Origin of the sequence: Vibrio sp. 10N.261.51.C6, assembly GCF_041471785.1 — a bacterium.
In the GTDB taxonomy this organism is placed as follows: domain Bacteria; phylum Pseudomonadota; class Gammaproteobacteria; order Enterobacterales; family Vibrionaceae; genus Vibrio; species Vibrio crassostreae_C.
Window position 1 is genome coordinate 20,950 of sequence record NZ_JBFRPB010000069.1, and the last position, 19,290, is coordinate 40,239.

15 protein-coding genes and 1 pseudogene are annotated in these 19,290 nt (G+C 41.5%); 8 read left to right on the forward strand and 8 right to left on the reverse strand.

Annotated elements, in window-relative coordinates:
* Positions 1-281: 281 nt before the first annotated feature.
* Positions 282-2,414 (reverse strand): TonB-dependent hemoglobin/transferrin/lactoferrin family receptor, encoded by a 2,133-nt coding sequence (locus AB4375_RS18435; protein WP_372052240.1) that lies wholly within the window; start codon positions 2,412-2,414, stop codon positions 282-284.
* A 224-nt stretch (positions 2,415-2,638) separates the two neighbouring features.
* Between AB4375_RS18435 and AB4375_RS18440 the strand changes: the two genes are divergently transcribed.
* On the forward strand, positions 2,639-3,526 hold the full coding sequence (locus AB4375_RS18440) for a LysR family transcriptional regulator (RefSeq protein ID WP_065584957.1): 888 nt from the start codon (positions 2,639-2,641) through the stop codon (positions 3,524-3,526).
* Here the strand turns inward: AB4375_RS18440 and AB4375_RS18445 are convergent.
* Positions 3,518-6,199, reverse strand: coding sequence for a GNAT family N-acetyltransferase (locus AB4375_RS18445; RefSeq protein WP_372052241.1), 2,682 nt, complete (start codon positions 6,197-6,199; stop codon positions 3,518-3,520). The genes AB4375_RS18440 and AB4375_RS18445 overlap by 9 nt on opposite strands.
* A 216-nt stretch (positions 6,200-6,415) precedes the next feature.
* Between AB4375_RS18445 and AB4375_RS18450 the strand changes: the two genes are divergently transcribed.
* On the forward strand, positions 6,416-6,979 hold the full coding sequence (locus tag AB4375_RS18450; RefSeq protein ID WP_017069919.1) for an SPOR domain-containing protein: 564 nt from the start codon (positions 6,416-6,418) through the stop codon (positions 6,977-6,979).
* Positions 6,980-7,158: 179 nt separating this feature from the next.
* Positions 7,159-8,154 (forward strand): D-alanine--D-alanine ligase, encoded by a 996-nt coding sequence (locus AB4375_RS18455; protein WP_017069920.1) that lies wholly within the window; start codon positions 7,159-7,161, stop codon positions 8,152-8,154.
* A gap of 143 nt (positions 8,155-8,297) precedes the next feature.
* Here AB4375_RS18455 and AB4375_RS18460 read toward each other — a convergent pair whose 3' ends face one another.
* The gene (locus AB4375_RS18460) at positions 8,298-9,266 is read right to left on the reverse strand and encodes a tyrosine-type recombinase/integrase (protein ID WP_372052243.1); all 969 of its coding nucleotides are present in this window, start codon (positions 9,264-9,266) and stop codon (positions 8,298-8,300) included.
* A gap of 100 nt (positions 9,267-9,366) precedes the next feature.
* Here AB4375_RS18460 and AB4375_RS18465 point away from each other — a divergent pair, with 100 nt between their 5' ends.
* The 3 genes and pseudogenes from AB4375_RS18465 to AB4375_RS18475 all read left to right on the forward strand — a co-directional run.
* Entirely contained in the window at positions 9,367-9,735 is a 369-nt protein-coding gene (locus tag AB4375_RS18465; RefSeq protein ID WP_372052244.1) for a DUF3319 domain-containing protein, read from the forward strand.
* Between the two features lie 3 nt (positions 9,736-9,738).
* On the forward strand, positions 9,739-10,050 hold the full coding sequence (gene yciH / locus AB4375_RS18470; RefSeq protein ID WP_008221404.1) for a stress response translation initiation inhibitor YciH: 312 nt from the start codon (positions 9,739-9,741) through the stop codon (positions 10,048-10,050).
* Between the two features lie 1,030 nt (positions 10,051-11,080).
* A pseudogene (locus AB4375_RS18475) lies at positions 11,081-11,569 on the forward strand (GGDEF domain-containing protein); the annotation flags it as partial.
* A 546-nt stretch (positions 11,570-12,115) separates the two neighbouring features.
* On the opposite strand, the gene AB4375_RS18480 reads toward AB4375_RS18475, so the two are convergent.
* From AB4375_RS18480 to vxrA, 5 genes are read right to left on the reverse strand one after another with little or no spacing between them, the layout of a single operon-like run.
* The gene (locus AB4375_RS18480) at positions 12,116-12,268 is read right to left on the reverse strand and encodes a YoaH family protein (RefSeq protein WP_004731009.1); all 153 of its coding nucleotides are present in this window, start codon (positions 12,266-12,268) and stop codon (positions 12,116-12,118) included.
* A 41-nt stretch (positions 12,269-12,309) separates the two neighbouring features.
* A complete protein-coding gene (locus AB4375_RS18485) occupies positions 12,310-13,464 on the reverse strand; it encodes a conjugal transfer protein TraF (RefSeq protein ID WP_017069084.1) in 1,155 nt (384 codons plus the stop codon).
* A 50-nt stretch (positions 13,465-13,514) separates the two neighbouring features.
* On the reverse strand, positions 13,515-14,402 hold the full coding sequence (locus AB4375_RS18490) for a DUF2861 family protein (RefSeq protein ID WP_102320802.1): 888 nt from the start codon (positions 14,400-14,402) through the stop codon (positions 13,515-13,517).
* Positions 14,402-15,061 carry a response regulator transcription factor VxrB gene (vxrB, locus tag AB4375_RS18495; protein ID WP_017060099.1) on the reverse strand — a complete coding sequence of 220 codons (660 nt, stop codon included), beginning with the start codon at positions 15,059-15,061 and terminating at the stop codon, positions 14,402-14,404. The genes AB4375_RS18490 and vxrB overlap by 1 nt, the downstream gene beginning before the upstream one ends.
* Entirely contained in the window at positions 15,036-16,508 is a 1,473-nt protein-coding gene (gene vxrA, locus AB4375_RS18500; protein WP_017065947.1) for a sensor histidine kinase VxrA, read from the reverse strand. The genes vxrB and vxrA overlap by 26 nt, the downstream gene beginning before the upstream one ends.
* A gap of 410 nt (positions 16,509-16,918) precedes the next feature.
* Here vxrA and AB4375_RS18505 point away from each other — a divergent pair, with 410 nt between their 5' ends.
* On the forward strand, positions 16,919-18,856 hold the full coding sequence (locus AB4375_RS18505; RefSeq protein ID WP_372052246.1) for a recombinase family protein: 1,938 nt from the start codon (positions 16,919-16,921) through the stop codon (positions 18,854-18,856).
* Positions 18,857-19,041: 185 nt separating this feature from the next.
* A complete protein-coding gene (locus AB4375_RS18510; RefSeq protein WP_102277764.1) occupies positions 19,042-19,284 on the forward strand; it encodes a hypothetical protein in 243 nt (80 codons plus the stop codon).
* Positions 19,285-19,290: the final 6 nt, after the last annotated feature.

Consider the following 19,290-nt stretch of genomic DNA (forward strand, 5'->3'; position numbering starts at 1 on the left):
AAATTAGTGGTTAAAAAGTATCATTCTGTATCCGCTGTGTTATTATGCTCGCGAATTATATGTTTAATGTTAATTTTCTTTGGAGTTAATCATGGAACTAGGCCTAATCATCACTTTCATCGTTGCTGCTGCAGTAATGGTTAAAAAAGAGATGGCAGAGAAGTAATTTCACTTATTACCTTTTTTATACAATTTTTTAGTGAAATAAATTAAAAGCCAGCAATTAAGCTGGCTTTTTAGTTTCTGCTGTATCAGATTCTGTCGTTAAGTTTTCTAACGAGTTAGAATTCGTATTTAGCTGTAATTGACCAGTTACGACCTGCTTGCGTGTAATCTTTATCTTCTTGTGAGAATCCACGAACGTCATTCCACGAGTAGTACTCTTCATCCGTAACGTTGAAGAGACCTGCTCTAAGCGTAAGATCCTTCATCGGCAAGTAGTATGCTGTTAGGTCAACTACAGTTGCTGAATCAATTGGTAGAATTTCATCATTCAAACCATCGCTGTTGATATCACTAGACTTCTTACCTGCTGTGTAGCTTATGTTAAGTGATGTACCCCATAGTGCTGAAGGAGCATCATAGTTAAAACCAACGACAGCGTTCCAAGGGTTTACACTGTTAAGAGGATTACCTTCGCCATCTTCACCTTCAGTATACGTTGCAGAAACACGAGTACTAACACCTTTCACTGGCATGAAGCTATTCCAAGACTGTGTATTTGACGCTTCGATACCTTTAATTACGGCTTCATCAATGTTTACATTCTGATATATTGTTGGATCGGCCGGAGTGGCTGAGCCACTAACTGCTACGTTATCAATAAAGTTATCATAATCGCTGTAGAAGATAGCGATTTCGCTTGATGAATAATTTGTGTTATGACGCCAACCTAACTCGTATGAAATACTTTCTTCAGCTTCTAAGTCAGGGTTAGGGGCATTCAAATAACCGTGAGCAGGATTACCAAATGAGTAGTAAAGCTCTTGGAAATCAGGAGCTCTAAAGCCTTGGCTGATTTGACCGAAGATCTTATTTTCATCATTAAGCGTGTAAGTTGTACCCAAACGTCCGGTAACAGCTGAGTCTGAATATTTTGCATAAGACTCTTCTGGGTTACCACTTGGGTTTTGACTTGTATCACCTGGATCAGTTTCAAAACCATCAAAACGAACACCCGGAGTAATCATCCAATTTCCGATCGTCATTTCATTTTGAGCAAAGAATCCATATTTTCTTTCAGATGCGGCAGGGATGTAGAAAATAACTTGGTCTGCGCTGATGGAGTTATATTCGTTATTAACGTTTTTAATGTCTTTGTCCGAATATGAAGCGCCATAGATAAAGTAGTTTTCTACATTACCCGTCATGAAGAACTTATCGAATTGCACATCAAATTGATAACCTTCATCCTCGTAGATATAGTCCTTTTTCTGAACATTACCTGCCGGAGGTAGGAACATACCGCCATTAGAAGTACGATTAGTTACGCCATTCTCTTCTTTGCTCAGCCAGTCAGCTTGCCAAGTAATAGTATCTGCAAACGCTAGGTCAGCATCCCAAATATGTTTGATACCGATTTGCTGTTGGCTAGTTGTGTCTTCGCCAGTGTAGTCGGTGTAACTTGCACTATTTAAATCGGTATCACCAGAATTCTCAATGAAGTTACCAGAAAACTCTAAACGGTGTTGTTCGTTTAATTGGTACTGAAGCTTAACCAACAAGTTGTTGTTCTGAGTATCTTGCTCATCAGGTGTACCAAAGTTATCAGTTTGCTCACCGTCTCTGCGAGTATAAGCAACTAACGTTTTTAGGTCGCCAATACGATTTGCTAAAGCAACCGATTCGCTAAAGGTATTATCAGATGAAGAGTAGTTGAACTTCGCGTGGCCACCGAAGTCTTTGTCTTTTAAAAAGTCACTCGGGTCTTTTGTTTCGAACGCAGCAATACCACCAATCGCGTCAGAACCATACAGAGAAGAAGCCGCACCTTTAACAATCTCGACAGACTTCAACATATCCGTATCGACATCAATGCGTGAAGAGTTAATGAAGTTATATGACTGAGTACCACTTGGAGTAAATTGGCTAGTTTGTGATACTCCATCAACGATAACCTTTACTCGGTTACCTTCCATACCACGAATGTTAATACCTTGAATCCCTTGGCGAGAATTCGTAGTCACCGTGACACCTGGTGTGTACTTAAATAAGTCTTCTACATCCGTAACCATGTTTTTTTCGATATCTTTATCGTTAATCACAGTTACCGACGCAGCAACATCTTCAAGTTGTTGATTAGTACGAGTCGAAGATACAACAACCTCGTCAAATAGGGCATAATCTTCAGCAAAGGCTGATGTTGATGAAAGCGCTAAAACGATTGAAGCAGAGAGCAGGGATTGCTTATACATCTGATAGTTACCTTAGTTCCATAGTATTATCTTGATTTGCGAAATATAATATTGGATCTAAATGATAATTACTATTATTTGCATTTAAATAATTTTCAATTTTATCAACTAACTCATAATTAATACTCTTAAATATCTGTATTAAAAAGACTTTTACAGTTCCATTCACAGCCTGAATGCTTCTGTTTTTGTGATTCAAGTCTCATTTATAAAGTAGGAAAGCTATGCATAGTCCAATAACACTTGAAGCGTTACACATCCTAGACGCCATCGACCGACGTGGAAGTTTCGCCGCCGCGGCCAATGAAATGGACAGAGCGCCTTCATCACTCAGCTATCAAATACAGAAGCTTGAACAAGATCTAGACATCATGATTTTTGACCGCTCAGGCCACCGTGCAAATTTCACGGAAGCGGGTCAGTTGATACTTGAGCAAGGTAGAATCATTCTTGGAGCTACAGAACGTCTTGTTAACGAGGCAAGCATTCTAGCCAATGGTTGGGAGCTCGATTTGACCATCGCCTTTGATGGCATTATCCCGATTGCTAACTTTTTCCCACTGGTAGATGAACTAGGAAAAATCAGTAAAACACGCGTTCGTTTGCAAGAGGAAATCTTAGCGGGTTGTTGGGAATCTCTCACAGATGGTCGTGCTGACTTATTGATATGCCCTAAGCTCGATACAATTCCAAACGATATGAAAAGTGACGTAATTGGTAAAATGGAGATGGTGTGGGTCGCGGCATCAAGCCACTATGTTCACAATCGTTCTGGTGAATTCGATCAGAAGGCGAGAGAAAGTTACAGGGTTATTGCCATTGCAGACACCGCACGCGATCAGCCAGCACTAAGCATCAATATTCTAGAGAAACAGCCACGTTTAACCGTGACAAGCTTTCCTGCGAAAGTAGAGGCTTTGACATCAGGACTAGGGATTGGCACCTTACCGAATAGTGTCGCTAAACCTTTGATTGAATCTGGCGTACTACAGCAGATCTCCGGTACAGAACCACAACCGATCGATATTGTTATGGCTTGGCGACGCAACAAAATGGGCGACGCCAAGTCTTGGTGTATCCAACATCTTAAAAAGACATGGGCGTTAAAGTAACGGTAACACCATATCTGCAGTACCATCTTCAAAGCTGATATCTAGCTTAAAACCGAGCTTTTGAGCTAGTGTCAGCATCCCTCTATTGGTTGGCATCGTCATACCCGACATCTGCTTGGTCTGCTTCGCACGGCAGTAATCGATAACCTTGGTCATAAGAATGCGACCTAGACCAACACCTTTAAGGTCAGAACGAATCAATATTGCGAATTCGGCGTCTGTGTTCTCAGGGTTAATCAGCGCACGGGACACGCCGATGATCGCTGGAACGCCTTGTTCCTCGCGAACGACCACAAAGGCGATTTCTCTATCGAAATCAATCTGAGTGAAATTCGCCAACGCCTCATGATTGAATTCACCGACATCACTAAAGAAACGCTTATAGAGATCTTCCTTAGACACACGGTTAATGAAGTCAGCATGAAGCGGTTCATCTTCGGGAAGAATAGGGCGTAACAACACTTCGGTTCCATCTTTTAGCTGGATACGTTCTTCAAGCTCGACCGGATAAGGGCGAATCGCAAGACGTTCCTGTGGATCGCCTTCGTACGCTTTCAAGATGATATCGGCATCTAATATCGTGAACTTGTCACCATTGGCCAGTACTGGATGGATATCCAAATCATGTATTTCAGGGCAATCCACTACCATTTGCGATATACGTACCAATAACTCAGACAAACCTTCTATATCGATGGGGTTTGGGAGTTTTTGTAGACGAATCTTGCCGCTTTTTATCGCTCGAATAATCAAGTAACGCGCCAGTGTCATGTTGAGCGGTGGAAAAGCAGCTGCGGCATCAATCGACTCATCCCACTCCGAACCACCTTGTCCAAGTAATATGATTGGGCCGAAGGTTTCGTCTGTTGTAACCTTAATACGCAACTCTTGGCCGCCCGCGAGCTTAGCCATACCTTGAATTAACAAGCCGTGGATGTTTGCTGTAGGGAAGGATAATTGAGAACGATCGAGAATTGCCTGAGCCGCATTGGCAACTTCACTGCTGTTTCGCAAATTGAGCATCACGCCTTGTACGTCTGACTTATGTGCAATATCCGGCGAACGTAATTTTACTGCGACGGGATAACCGATCGTTTCAGCGATGTGTACCGCTTCACTTGGGTCAGAAGCGATCCAAGTTGGTAACACATCGAGGTTGAAGCTCTTGAAAAACTGACTGTTTTGGTGAGTATCAAGGCTAACTGTATCTTTATCCAGTAGTTTTCTTTCTATCCAACCTTTCGCATCTGCTAGATCTTCAATGTGTAATTTTTCTGCAGTGGTCGGCGTTTCCATTAACTGACGTTGGTTACGTCTGTACTCGACTAAGTGCATGAATGCGACCACAGAGCTTTCAGGGGTCCGATAAGTTGGGAAACCCGCTTCGGTAAACAGCTTTCGTGCGGGCCTTGCTGTTAGCTCACCAGACCAATTCGTCAGGATGTTAAAGCGCTTGTGGCGAGGGTGCTTCTTAATCGCTTCAATAATTCGTTCTGCCGTTTTAGCGGAATGTGCGACCGCTGAAGGGCTGTGCATGATAAGAATCGCGTCTGCTTCATCGCCATCGAGTAAGATGTTTATAGTGTCGATATAACGTTGATCACCAGCGTCGCCGACAATATCGATAGGATTGCTATGAGACCAACTCGATGGCAAAACCTTGTTCAACTTATCAAGTGTCTCTTCTGAAAACTCTGCGAGCTTACCACCGCGGTCAAATAGGGTGTCCACAGCCATAATCGCAGGGCCGCCACCATTAGTAACAATAGCCAAGCGCTCGCCTCGCAATGGTACTGAATGAGTCAGTGTTTCTACCGCAGCAAACAGTTCATGTAAGTTCTTAACTCGTAGCATGCCGCTGCGTCGGATTGCGGAATCATAAATAATATCTAATGTGTCGGCACCGCCAGTGTGAGCCATTGCTGCGGCTCTGCCTTTCGCCGTTCGACCGCCTTTCAACACCAAAATTCGTCGGTTACGCGAAGCCGCACGCGCTGCAGAAATAAAGCGCCTCGCATCAGTAATGCTGTCTACATAAAGCAATATCGCTTCGGTGTGAGAGTCGGTACTGAGATAATCCAATAACTCCGAGAATTCGATATCGCTACCATTGCCTATAGAGATAAACGCCGAAAAACCGATCTCTTTGTCATTAGCCCAATCGAGAATAGTGGTACACACAGCTGCCGACTGAGAAACAAAGGCGATCTTACCGGGTAATGCTGTCACTGGAGAGAATGAGGCGTTCAAATTTAACCAAGGAACAATCACCCCCAAACTATTGGAACCCAACACTCGAATGTTGTGCTTTTTGGCAATCGCTAGGCATCGTTCATCATACGTCTCACCATTATCGCTTTCTTGCTGCATGTCTGAAGAAAGCACAATGACAGAGGCTATACCTTTCTCAGCCAGTTCTTCAAAAATAGCGACATTACGGGTCGCATTGGTACACAAGATTGCGAGGTCAGGAACAATCGGTAACGACAAAATGTTCTTGTAAGAAAGCACACCGGCCACTGAATCATATTTCGGCGTAACCGGCATCACCACACCTTTAAAATCCCCATGCAACAAATTGTTCATAACAATATATCCTGCGCGTGTTTCTCGTTGAGAAGCACCAACAACAGCGATTGAACGGGGTTTAAGTAGGGGATCAAGATGATTCATAGACATATCCTAGCAATGCACGTAAGTTCATCGTAACTTACTTTGCACTCACAGGTTGATGGCAAATTCACCGAATTCAGATGAATAAGCAAACCCTGCATAAAGTTTGTGAAATAGGTCACCCACTAATGGTGTATAATCCCAAAGTTAACTTGATTCTAAACCGACGTATCGGCATGATTTATAGTAATTATTATTAAGGATATAGAGCTTTCCATGAAAAAATTTGCAATTGTGACTTTGCCACTGCTCTTGGCTGCATGTGTATCTGACGACTACGTTACCAATGTCACTTCAGATAGTTATCAAGAAGAGTACAAAACGGCAAAAGTTGAAGCTCCAGTTGTATCTCAATCTGAGCAAACAAGCGTTGTTGAAGAAAATGTTGTCAACGTGATCAGAACCGAACCTGTTGAACAGAAAGTCGCTCAAACGACTCAAGCTAAGCCAGTTGCAGTAGTGACAGGCCCAACCAAGAAACAACAAGACATGAACCAACGTTTTGGTTACACAGTTCAAGTTGTTGCTGTTGGCAGCCAAAGTAAAGTCGATTCTTTCGTGAAAATGCTACCTACGACTTCTCAACCAGTTTGGGAAAACTACAAAATGGTTAACGGCACTAAGTGGTTCACGGTACTTTATGGTGACTACGCAACACGCTTAGAAGCTAAAAAGGCAATCTCAACACTGCCGAACACTTTCCAAAACTTGAAGCCGTTCGTTAAGAGCATTGATGACATCAAGAACTCTGAATACCCAACGCTTAACAAGTTGAACTAAGTTTTGATTCATAAAGAAGGGGCAAATGCTCCTTCTTTTGTTTTAAGACTCGCTGTTTTGTTTAATAGTTAATCGCTCGATCTTTCGAACGCAATTTTAACAATCAAAACACTGTACCTATCTCGACTTTTGTTTATCATTGAAGTCAGTACTCCTAGTTTCAAGGACCGAATTTACCCATGAACACCACAAACATCCTTCTACTTTGCGGCGGTGGATCTTCAGAGCATGAAGTATCTTTAGTTTCAGCCAATTACCTTTTTGATCAACTTAATAGCGTTGCAGATTTTAACGTTGTAAGAGTTGAAATTAAGAACGAAGGCTGGTGTCTTGATTCAGGTGAATTGGTTTATCTTGATATTAACGACCAAACCTTACGCGGTGACAATTTAGCATCTAAAGTCGATTTCATTGTGCCTTGCATACACGGTTTCCCAGGTGAAACAGGTGACATTCAATCACTGTTTGAAATGGCTAAAATTCCATACCTAGGTTGTGGTCCAGAAGCAAGCAACAACAGCTTTAACAAAATCACGTCAAAGCTTTGGTACGACGCACTTGGTATTCCAAACACGCCGTACCTGTTCTTATCAGACAACAATGATCAAGCTCACTCACAAGCAACTCAAGCATTTGAAAAGTGGGGGAAAGTGTTTGTGAAAGCGGCTCGTCAAGGTTCTTCTGTAGGTTGTTACCAAGTTAACCAAGTAGAAGATTTAAGCGAGGCTATCAACAAGGCGTTCACTTTCTCGGACCAAGTATTGGTTGAGAAATCAGTGGTGCCTAGAGAGCTAGAAATTGCTGCTTATGAAATCGATGGCGAGCTACACATCAGCAAGCCGGGTGAGGTGATTGCACCGAATGGCGCATTTTACTCTTACGAAGAGAAGTACAGTGCAGACAGCCACTCGATCACTGAAGTTGAAGCAAATAATTTAACTGACGAACAGCGTGAATTGATTGCAGACAGCGCACGAAAAGTCTTCACCCAGATGAAGCTTCGTCACTTGTCTCGTATCGACTTCTTTTTAACGCAAGACAACGAGATCTACCTGAACGAAGTCAACACCTTCCCAGGTATGACGCCAATCTCCATGTTCCCTAAAATGGTTGAGCATGACGGCCACAAATTCAGCCAGTTCTTAGAAAACTGCGTGAGAACAAGCCTTTCTTAGGTTTCTAACTCGTTTTCGTTCACTTAGAGCTGAACCCAAAAGTGCCTTAAGCTTTCGCCAAGGCACTTTTTGTTTTTAAAGCTAGCCGTTTTTTACGAATCTATCATTTAGCCACAACTTATATCCAAGTAATTACGAACCGTTTATTGCCAAGGTATTAGCGCCTTAAACTTCATCTTCTCACTCTCAGCCGTTCCCGTGAAACCCACATATTGGGCTGGCATGGCAGGGCTAAGCCAGCGACCAAAGTCCTGAATCTCTCTAACCTTAAGACCTTTTTTCGACAACTCTTGTGCAGCACCAACACGAATCGAATTTCCAGAGAAATGGTGATTTTCTGGCAGTTGAAGTAAGTCGCTAGCTCTTCTCAATATCCTATAGATGGACGAATCATCTAAAGGCTGCAAACCAATATTCTCATGCTTGTCTATCGCACGAAATACTGGCAAGTCATCTTGTATACCAGTAAACGAAAGCCAACGTTGAAGTGCAACACTGGCTATTTGTGACAACTGATAAGCCGAATCTTTGACTGTTACTTGGTAATGATCTTCAACGTACTCAACATCACTCATCGATAACAACTTAAGCTCTGAGCGCTTTAAAGCACACTCGAACATCACGTTATAAATAGCAATGTCTCTGATCTCTTTCAGGTTTGCTTTCTCATGGGAGAGTAACGTATTCAAATCAGTGAGATGCACAGATGTCATAGCATTGGTTTGTTTAGCGTCACCGGCCATTTGAGATTGTAAGTGGAGTAGGGTAAAGCGAACTTGCCTGTGCTTGATCGGGTTAGCAAAGCTCAACACAGTATGTAACATGCTAAGCGTTGCAGTGTAACGTTTTAGCGATGCGTATTTTCTATCGTTAGACTCCGTTTCAAGAAAACGACGAACAGCGGTTATAGATGCGGGAAGTGTGTTAATACGATGTTTGGTACAGAACGCATGATAGCGATTCCAATCACTGTAAATGCCCAACAGTGAATTGCGAGAGTATTGAAATCCTGTCAACTCATCTATAATTTCTATTGTCGCGTTGCTGTTTAATTTTTCAACAAATGAATTGATTATCACAGAGTCAGTTAAAATAGGGACTTTTTTTCTCAAATTACCATACCTCGACAGGTGTTTTTACCATATTATGCTTGATATCATTATTAGTATACTTATGATTAATGCAGTGAAAACAGAAAGATGATTAATAGATATGGCTAATTCAATTTACCGAAGCGTCCATCTTCAATCGATAGATGCTAACAACACAGTTTGGCGTGCTAAGTTAAAAAACAACGTTATTCAGGGCAACCTAGCTGCCGTGAAAAAGAGTATTGATTGGTGGATTGATACCGCATCTATTATTGACCCAAAAGAATTCATATCATTAAATAAGTCGAGAGGAACTGGTGGCTCGACTGAAAACTTCAACGGCTACCAAATCAAGAATGACACCGGTGAGCCTAATGCGTGGTATTGCATGTTTAACGGTCGCTTAATCAAAGGCGGCAAGGTTGCAATCCAACGCCATATAGAAGCTTACTTACTCGCAAAACAAAAAGCAGAGCAACAAAAGAAGTAAATTATGAGCCTAGTATATTCAACAGAAACAGGTCGCATTAAGCCTGAAGAAGAGAAAGTCCAACGTCCTAAAGGCGATGGTATCGTTCGAATCCAAAAAGAAACCAAAGGCCGTAAAGGCAAAGGCGTTTCTGTCGTAACTGGCTTAGACCTAGATGACGCACCATTAAAACTAATGGCAGCAGAACTCAAGAAAGTTTGCGGCTGCGGTGGCTCAGTAAAAGATGGCAACATCGAAATTCAAGGTGACGCGCGCGACAAGATCAAAGCGCACCTTGAAAAGAAAGGCTACAAAGTTAAATTTGCTGGCGGTTAATCTCTAACTAATACCAGGGTTAAAATCGAAGATTATTATCACTGGTTATTAGGTATTTTATGGTAAATAGCTAGTATGGTTAAATACACAGTATAAATTAGAGAATATCGGCACAATACAAAGGCAGGGCATCACACAAAGATACCTGCCTTATAAATACCAAACACCATTTAACATAACGTACATAATACGCAGTTAATAATACGTGTAGTTAATTCTAAAGGTAGTATTCTCATCTTTTGTCCTTAAAATCCTTGTTCCAACTGACTCTCACGCTTCTTGCGCCGTTCAGAGTTTTCTTATCGCATTTGAAATCTAATAATTATATGTACGGCCAGCGTCTACACAATTCAATCTTCATTCAGAAAATCTAATTGACGCGAAACTTTGTCCGTCTGGTTTAACTTATATGCCACTTCTCTGTTTGCACTAACGGTTCGCTGCGCTGTGTGCAATTCTTGTAAGCATTGCTGTTGTTTCTATTCCAGATTTCACACACGCGACCAATGTTTCTTATCAACTGCACATGCTTAGCTCTCGTTTAAATCCATCAACTAATAAAGTTCGTGTGTCTTATGTAGACCCGCACACAGATTTTTCAAACCTTCTTAACGATTCTCTCTAGAGTTAGTACTTTGTGTTCAGTTTGCATAGATTCATTACACTTATTGCTGGTACACAACACCGATACTTGGGAGATCCATAATCACGGTTTGCCCTGAAATTACGTTCAATTGGACTTAGGTAGCTTTGGTAATAAACCTAAGAGTTACTTTAAACCCATTGCGCTTAGTTTTTCTTTACTTGTTTTCTCTAACTGATATGCCTGCTTTGAAGTCGCAATGGTGTTACCGCCTGAGATTAGAAAGCTTATAATGTTTATCGACACATGTAATCAATAAGTAAAGTGACACTGTAGCTAGCTGTACAGGTAAAGCTTGGTCCTATGGAACACAAAATAAAGAACCCAAATAATAACTGTATATTTACACAGTTAAATTATTATCCCCTTAAAAACGTTACCTTTCGTATAAATACCGAACAAAAACAACGCTATTTAGGCATATATCTGTCGCTGGGCACGTATTTTTGCCTAGCAATCACGCTAGTGTCGTTGATCTCTTTTAATACGCTCATGAATAAGAGCTACATTATTACACCCGACAAATACCCTACACGCGTTAACACAGACAGAGACCACGATGGTGGCACCGTAGGCTCATTACATAAGCTAGAAGATGGAATTGAGTTACAGTGTGACTTTGAACAAACCTATAGCTTACCCTTCTGTGAAATTGAGTTCGTTATATCGACCCAAAATAAAGGGCTCGATCTCTCCACGTTCGATTCGGTCACCATCAATATAGAATATGAAGGTCAAGAGGAGCCAAGGTTTCGATTCTACATACGTAACCACGACGACAACTACAGCGCTCAAAGCGACCCTATTTCTAACAAGTTCTATCGCTTAGACTTATCATTCCCCAATAGAAAACACATCAATTTAGCATTCTCAAATTGATACGCGCCGCATTCCTTAATCGACTTCTACACAACACCTTACGCCTCGTAAGCTTTTTAAATACTTATTCTGTAAAGCACATATGTGGCAACGAAGCTTGCTCTAAGCGGTGGTAAGCCATTCGCGATATCGGTTTTCAACATTACCGCTGTGGATTGTCTCACTCTGTTCTTCGATGAAATCATCATTTGTCTGCTTCTGAACATTCATGGATTCTCATCCGTTCAAAATACAAGTCACAAACTCACTAGCCGTAAAAACACCATATATTTAGCCACTTAGGTAAGGTGACACAAATACTGACACCTGAGATGGCGATTGTTTCACTTTCAGAACTTACTGTAATTTAATTACAACCCAAAGCCAAGAAATGCCTGAAAAGTGGATCACTCCGACATAACTTACTGAATAAAAGGAATTTAATGGTTTTGGATAGGTCGGGAATTCAGGGTAGCTAAAGAGTTGGTATGTACGAGATAATATACTAGAGGGTAATATATTTAGTTATAGTGCACTAAGGGTTAAAAAAGAAGGGCTGATGCCCTACTCTTCTTTATTACTCATTTCTTCACGAATTTGCTCAGCAACGATTTTGATAGCTTGCGCTGTGCTGATGCCTTGGGTCATCATTTCTTGAATTCGTTCAACAGCTTTCTGTTGTTCTTCGTGAGAAAGGGTTGGTAAGTCGTTTAGCATGCTCTGCTCCTTTATTTAGGAGCAGAACTATATAAGGACTGTTAGTAACTAGCAAGGAAATTGATGGATGCACCCATTGCATTTTCATTCGTGTAGTTAGCACTTAGATCTAGCTGAAACAAGTTCAATGGCGAGATACCAACACCAGCTGTCACTGTTCCTTCTGAATCAGAGTAAGCCAGGTTCTTGTAATACCCTCCCCTTAGCTTAAGCTGACGTAACAGGTCGACTTCAGTACCAACACGAATCATCTGTTCGTTGTCTTCGAACGAAGTAAACTTCTCTGCTTCATTCAAATCATAATCAACACTCAACGTAAAGTAATCAGAAACGATCCCCGCACCAACAGTGTAGACAGGCCCCAGGTTATAAGAATGACTCGATGTTACTGTTCTTGTAGCCCCTGTGCTGCTTGTTAGCTGTTGGCTAACAGATTTAGTTTCAATCTCACGGTCTATAATATTCGTTGCAGAAAAACCCACTCTAAATGGGCCGTAAAACCAAAGCGCACCTGCATCAATATTAAATGTAGTTTCCGCGGTGTCGTTTTCTCGAACATCACTTAGATCGTAGTTTTGTGCCGAGGCAATGTAGTTATACGTATAGATTCTTTGGAGTTTTGGAGAAATACCAAACGACAAATGTTGTCCCATGAACGTTTGATATTTTGCTAATGATATACCAGCTTCCATAATGCCAATAGAAACAGCTTTAACAGCAGTTAACTCAGCATTAACCAAGTCACTATTAGCAGCGTCACTAGATGTATCAGGGGTTACAAATGATTCAGTGTATGCTTTTGCAAATACGTTTGCTGCAATATACTGATTTGGTAGAGCGAATGCTACAACACCACCTAAATCAACATTCAGGCTATCACCATTAAGAGCATCTAGATCAGAACCAGTCACAGTACCTGACTCAATGCTGTCAACTAAATTATCGATATCATCAACTAAGTTATTAGGGTCATTATAATTACCGCCAAAACTTGGCGTGATCATTCCCATGTCATCATTACGACGATAAATCGCAACAAGTGCTGGGTTATAGAATGGAGCAGTTAGGAAGTTTGCTGAAACAACACCAACACCACCCATCGCATCACCACGCGCTTCAATGGCGTAGTTTGCTGCTGAAAGAGGAAGACTGGCGAATGCAATTGACGCTGCGAGTAGTTTTGTAGTTTTTTTCATGCCGTTTATCTTTGTTAGATCCCTTACATAGTTAACGGCACAATTTTAAATTACTTTAACTCTTCTTCGCTAGAAATATCATAAGTTTTACTGATAGTTTGTGCTTGTTCTATCGCTATGTCGCCTTGCCAGCGTGAATGCACCATTGAAACCGCTAAAACATAGCGATCATTAGGAAGTTCTTCACCAGTAAGGTTCATTGGATAATCAGATTCATAGCTCTTGCCCCACACCTGCTCATAGTGTTCATCGACATAATCGTACAAACCAATTTCGAGTTTAGGAAGAGGACAATAAGGGTTCAGAAGTTCTTTTTTATCGATTCGCCAGGTGTCTTTTGAAGACCAGCGAACTTGCTGGCGCATTGCAACTTCACCAAGGATAATCCAAGTACTCCAAGAATTTCCACCATCGCCTTTCACACTTAAACGATACAAACCCGATTCAAGTTGAGAGGCTAAATTGTAACGCTTGCGGTATAGACTCACCGATTCGTTGTTAACCACTTCACTGTCTTTGGTTAACTCACTGTCCGAAGAAACGATCTTATCGACCCACTTCTCGAAGGTAATGTCTTGAATGTTGTTTTCGGATTCAACATTAATCGATACACGAAAGGTATCTCGGCCAGGGCTTTGAATGATGTGTCTTTTAACGACGACTGAACTAATCCAATCTGGGAGTGTTTTTCTGGTGAGAGTTTTACCACAATCTTTGTTCAATGCTTGATCGAACAGTTCATTGAGGTGATCTTCTCGTGATTGAGACGAGTTGATTTGCCAAACTTCCACTAATGAGTCAAACATCTGAGGTAAATCATTATCTAGCAGATGTTTATGAACTTGAGTCAGAGCATCGCTGCTCTTAAACCAATCCGTTGCTTGCGCGGTATTCGCTACGCAAGAAAACATTAATAGTGGAAGTAAGGCTATTCTCATTACGCTTTCATCTTGTAACCAACGCCACGCAGCGTTTCAATTTCTAGACCCGGCAGTTTCTGTCTTAGTTGCAGAACGTGCGTGTCTACCGTACGTGTTGTTGGGAAATGGTTGTAACCCCATACATGGTCAAGCAGTTCATCACGTGTAAACACACGTCCAAGGTTACTTGCCAAGAACAGTAGAAGGTCAAATTCAGTGCGCGTTAACGTTACTTCCTGTTCATTGAAAAACACTTCACGTGTCGCTTTATCGATAACAAGATTCTGAGCGATAACTTTTGATGCATCTTGTTCTTCAGAATCTGGCAGGCGAAGTTGAGCACGAATTCGAGCAAATAGCTCAGCCTCTGCGAATGGCTTTGTTAAGTAGTCGTTTGCACCTGAATCTAGGCCCGCTACTTTGTCTTTTACTGTCACGAGAGCCGTCAGCAAAATAACTGGGATATCTTTCTTTTTCTTCCAACCTGGAAGTGAATCTACTGAGTCGCCATCAGGAAGTTGACGGTCTAGAATCACTAGATCCGCTTGTTCCCAGTAGCCTTCAACTTCAGAGATCAGTTCTGCATGCAAACATTCATATCCAGCTTGCTCAAGGCTAACTAATAAACCGTCAGCTAAATTTTTATCATCTTCAACGAGAAGCAATGTCTGTTTCACAAGGTATCTCCAAAATAAATGTTGTTGGGGGGCCGATAAGCGTCATGTGACCGCCCATTTTTCCAACCATAGATTCCACTATCGTCAGACCTAAACCGAGTCCACTCTTACTTACGAATGGCTTTCTTAGTTGCCCCCAATCTTTGCGAGACAAGTCTCCATTATCTATAACTTTGAATGTCAGCTTCTTGTCAGAAGTATTCAGTTCTAGAATTACTGGAGCCACACCGTATTTCACGGCATTTCTGATTAGGTTATCGATGCACGTTCCCAACCAATATACGTTCACTTTTGCAGCTATATCTTTGTTTACACGGAGTTCAATCCCCGGCGCAAAGTCTTCTTCAACTTTGTATTGGAGCCACTCTTCAACACTTGGCACCCACTCTGTTGCGAGCGGTTGATTATCTGATTGCAGGTAATCTTTACTTGCTTCCGCCAACTGTCTTAAACGGCGTGTATCTTCACACAGCCTACGGAACTCATCATATACCGATTCTGGTAAGTGTTCGAACTCACGCCTGAACCCTTCCACCGTCAATGACAAACTCGCAATCGGCGTTCTTAATTCGTGCGTTAGGATTTGAAGAACCAGCATGCGACTCTTCATCTCTTGTTTCTTGCTGTTCCAGCGGTAAATCGCCCAACCTAAGACAAGCATGATGTTGGCAATAACCAAGATAAACATGGCGACTTGCAGAAGCTCTGAATGATCTTCTATTTCCCAACACACATTACCACGCTGGACAAAACAGCTTTTACCTTCTGAAGACAAGCTAAACGATAACCCAGCAAGCGTGGCATTTTCGTTCCAGACTGATTTTTTATACAGGTAATATCTGTCGCCGCGTTTTACCCACATCTCATCAAGCTCAACAAACATACTGGCACCCGCTAACAGCGCGGTGATCGCTTCGCTATCCATTTGTTGCAAGCGAGACAGTAGTTCATCGTGTTCGGTGTTTGGTCGCTCTTGAATATGCATAAAGCGCTTCAGAGAGTCGAATTTTTCTGGGTACTTCTCAACGTATCGTGCCGCATAAGAACCGCCGCCAGGGTGAATCAAACCACTACGGCTAAACCAACGGTCAGAAAGCTTGGTGCCTTTACACATTGCACGAGTAAAAACTAAAGGCTCAGTAATCAAAGGGCTTAACGGCAGTTTACCACTACAGGTTTTTGATAACTGGTACAAGCGCTGAATGTCTTTTAACGGGTACTCTGCTGTTTGTGGCAGCATAGAAGACGGCATGATCAAACGTGTTGGATAATCAGCCTGTAGCACTCGAATATCGTAAGATTCGATTGCCGTTTCATGATCAAAGAGTTTGGTGAAATTATCGATACGCTCAGGTAAAGAGTCAGCAAATGCGTTTGCAGACACAGACAACGTAGCGATAAGAAGAGTAAATGTTCTTTTGATGATCACAAACCAACGCAAATTCATATAGATCAACCAAATATATACCATTCGCTATCAAAGATAAATTTTTAACCGCATGAAAAACTTTGAGAATGGCGAGCTACAGAGATAAAGGCCAATATATTACGGCCACATTGTACATACGTACTAGTAGGCTGACTGGCAAGCCAAACCTCAATTGCGACAAGTTTTGTATCAGGCTTCGTCAACTTCGTATCAACTGAGATCACACATAGAGTCGCTTTCGTAAGATAAAAAAAGGAGCTCAAATGAGCTCCTTATCGAGTTGTTACAGATTGTTTAGAGGTGATCTCTATAGATGTTCTAAGATACTTAGACAACTCTTTTTAGCATCACCAAAAGCTAACTACTCTCCTATATAGCCTTTTAATTTCAGTGTACAATCCTTACATAACACCCAAAAAGGACTAAAAATGGCACTGATACCTTACGCGCGAGTCAGTTCTGGCAAGCAATTAGATGGTCTATCCATGAGCTTGCAAGGTGATAGTAAGCTACTAGAAAACTTAGCAAATGAGTACAAAACTACCATTTCAGACCTAGTTTATAATGACGAAGGCGTATCATCATACAAAGGTAAGAACGTATCACACGGTGAGTTAGGTCGATTGGTGTCAGATATCGAAAGAGGCTTGATAAAAGATGGCGATATCATTGTGATGCGTGCGTTAGACCGCCTTTCTCGTCAAAAGCTTACTGACTCGGAAAATCTATACAACAGCATTGTTGGCTCAAACGTATGCATTCTTACCACGATTGATAATCATCTTTATAAACGCGATTGTGTTATGTCATCAGTCCTAAAGACACTGGCCTTTAAGACAGCTAACGAGGAAAGTGCAAAAAAAAGTTATTTGACCAATACATACGCGTCGCACCGCATACAACAATTCTTATCAAACGAAAAACCAGACAACGGCACAGCTTATGATATCGGAATCGGTCGTCACCCTTTCTGGATTGAAATCAAAGACCGCGTTATTCAGAAAGGTAAGCACTTTGCTTTAGCTCGAATCATGTTTGAGAAAGCTATGCAAGGTTATGGGGTTGCACGTCTACAAAAGTTCGCTTTAGAACAAGGTCTAGAACTCAGTTATTCAGCGGTTGGTAAAATGTTCAGAAGTCACACAGTTTTTGGTGACTTACACATCACCCACCAAGGAAAAAAACACACTTTAAAATCCTATTACCCTGCCCTAGCTACTGAATCAGAATACTACAAAGTAAGGGCCATCAAAGACCGACTAACAAAGGAAAGTAACTCTCAACGCAAGCACGTAAGCATTTTGGCAGGTATGCAAAAACTTTACTGTGGTTGCTGTAACTCATCTGTCGGCATTTCCCGAAACACAAAACAAGATATCAACTATTACTCTTGCATTAACAAGCTAGAGAAATGCTACCAACCTCTACGCCAAGACATTATCGACAACATCGTATTAAACGCTATCGATACACATATATTCAGCAATGAAGCGTCAGACACGACCGTTGTTGATGGACTAGAGCTTGAGTTTAGCGAGAAGAAGAAACAGCATGAAAATGCAGTTGAAAGGTTCATCTTGCTAGGTGATAGCGCAGGTGATAATGCCGTCCAAACAATACATACTTTAAAAGCAGAACTAGACAACATTCAGAAAAAGATTGAAGTAGAGAAAAACAAAACAGCATCTTGTGCCATTGACTATGACGCAATCACATCATTTCATGACGCAATGGCAGACTACCAAGCACAGCAAGATAAAATCACTGAATACGTGCATGGCGATAACGAGCTAAAGCAAGAAATCAAAGACATTTTAAAACTAGTTCTAAAGCGCATCACAATCGACCATCGTCATATGATTACTATTGAATTATTGGATGGTTCAATCATATATCGTTATTTGCTACGCAGGAAAGACGGCAAGCGTCTGCATGACCGCTACTTTGTCCCTATCAAGGTTCATGACGAAGAAACCATCAAAATAGTAAGAAACAGTACGCCTGAGCTTGTTAACTGGGTTACAGAGTCTGAACTAGATTCTTTAGACCTCTACTTTGAAGACGTTACAAACCCATTTTTAGCAATCGAACGTAAACGCCATGTAAGGGATTTAGAACAAGAATTCTTTAATTTGTTACAGGGTAATGTTTATGAATGGAAACGCGCTGATATCATGAAAGCAGGAGCTACAACAACGCAATGGCAAGACTTTAAAGACGCTGACGTATCAAAGTACGGCTTTACAAAAGCTGAATGCATTGTCACGACACGACACTATACGAAACAACATAAGACAGCAATCTATAGAGAGTTCAATGAACCCGAACTCATCAATCATTTTGATTGCAAACGTATAGAATTTTAACAGAAAAGCCCGACCTAATCAGTCGGGCTTTAACTATCCAGTAACAGTAACTCAAACATCACTATTGATAGAAATGTGATTTAAGCAATTGAAGAAGTTGAACTTTTTGCCTTTACCCTCTTGAAAAAACCAAGATTGCCCTCAGATAATATATGGTTACTAAATCGTCAGCACTGGAGGCTCTAATGAACAAGAAAACCACATCTAAAAAGGTTGCATCTAAAGCAGCCCAAACCCTTTCCGACCCTAGCGCATCAAAGATTAAGAAGTCACTGGCCGCCAGCGCAATGTCACAAGCAGACAAAAGCAAGCAGACTGGCAAGGATATGGAATCCAAAGCCTCCGCAGTTCTACAAAGCGACAAATACAGCGACGAAACAAAAGAGTTCGCTGCCTCTGTTCTATCTCAATCCAATAAAAAGCGTTAGGAGTAA

Coding starts and splice junctions, on each gene's coding strand:
- AB4375_RS18435 (WP_372052240.1), bottom strand. CDS start 2,414: ATGTATAAGCAATCCCTGCTCTCTGCTTCAATCGTTTTAGCGCTTTCA.
- AB4375_RS18440 (WP_065584957.1), top strand. CDS start 2,639: ATGCATAGTCCAATAACACTTGAAGCGTTACACATCCTAGACGCCATC.
- AB4375_RS18445 (WP_372052241.1), bottom strand. CDS start 6,199: ATGAATCATCTTGATCCCCTACTTAAACCCCGTTCAATCGCTGTTGTT.
- AB4375_RS18450 (WP_017069919.1), top strand. CDS start 6,416: ATGAAAAAATTTGCAATTGTGACTTTGCCACTGCTCTTGGCTGCATGT.
- AB4375_RS18455 (WP_017069920.1), top strand. CDS start 7,159: ATGAACACCACAAACATCCTTCTACTTTGCGGCGGTGGATCTTCAGAG.
- AB4375_RS18465 (WP_372052244.1), top strand. CDS start 9,367: ATGGCTAATTCAATTTACCGAAGCGTCCATCTTCAATCGATAGATGCT.
- yciH (WP_008221404.1), top strand. CDS start 9,739: ATGAGCCTAGTATATTCAACAGAAACAGGTCGCATTAAGCCTGAAGAA.
- AB4375_RS18480 (WP_004731009.1), bottom strand. CDS start 12,268: ATGCTAAACGACTTACCAACCCTTTCTCACGAAGAACAACAGAAAGCT.
- AB4375_RS18485 (WP_017069084.1), bottom strand. CDS start 13,464: ATGAAAAAAACTACAAAACTACTCGCAGCGTCAATTGCATTCGCCAGT.
- AB4375_RS18490 (WP_102320802.1), bottom strand. CDS start 14,402: ATGAGAATAGCCTTACTTCCACTATTAATGTTTTCTTGCGTAGCGAAT.
- vxrA (WP_017065947.1), bottom strand. CDS start 16,508: ATGAATTTGCGTTGGTTTGTGATCATCAAAAGAACATTTACTCTTCTT.
- AB4375_RS18505 (WP_372052246.1), top strand. CDS start 16,919: ATGGCACTGATACCTTACGCGCGAGTCAGTTCTGGCAAGCAATTAGAT.
- AB4375_RS18510 (WP_102277764.1), top strand. CDS start 19,042: ATGAACAAGAAAACCACATCTAAAAAGGTTGCATCTAAAGCAGCCCAA.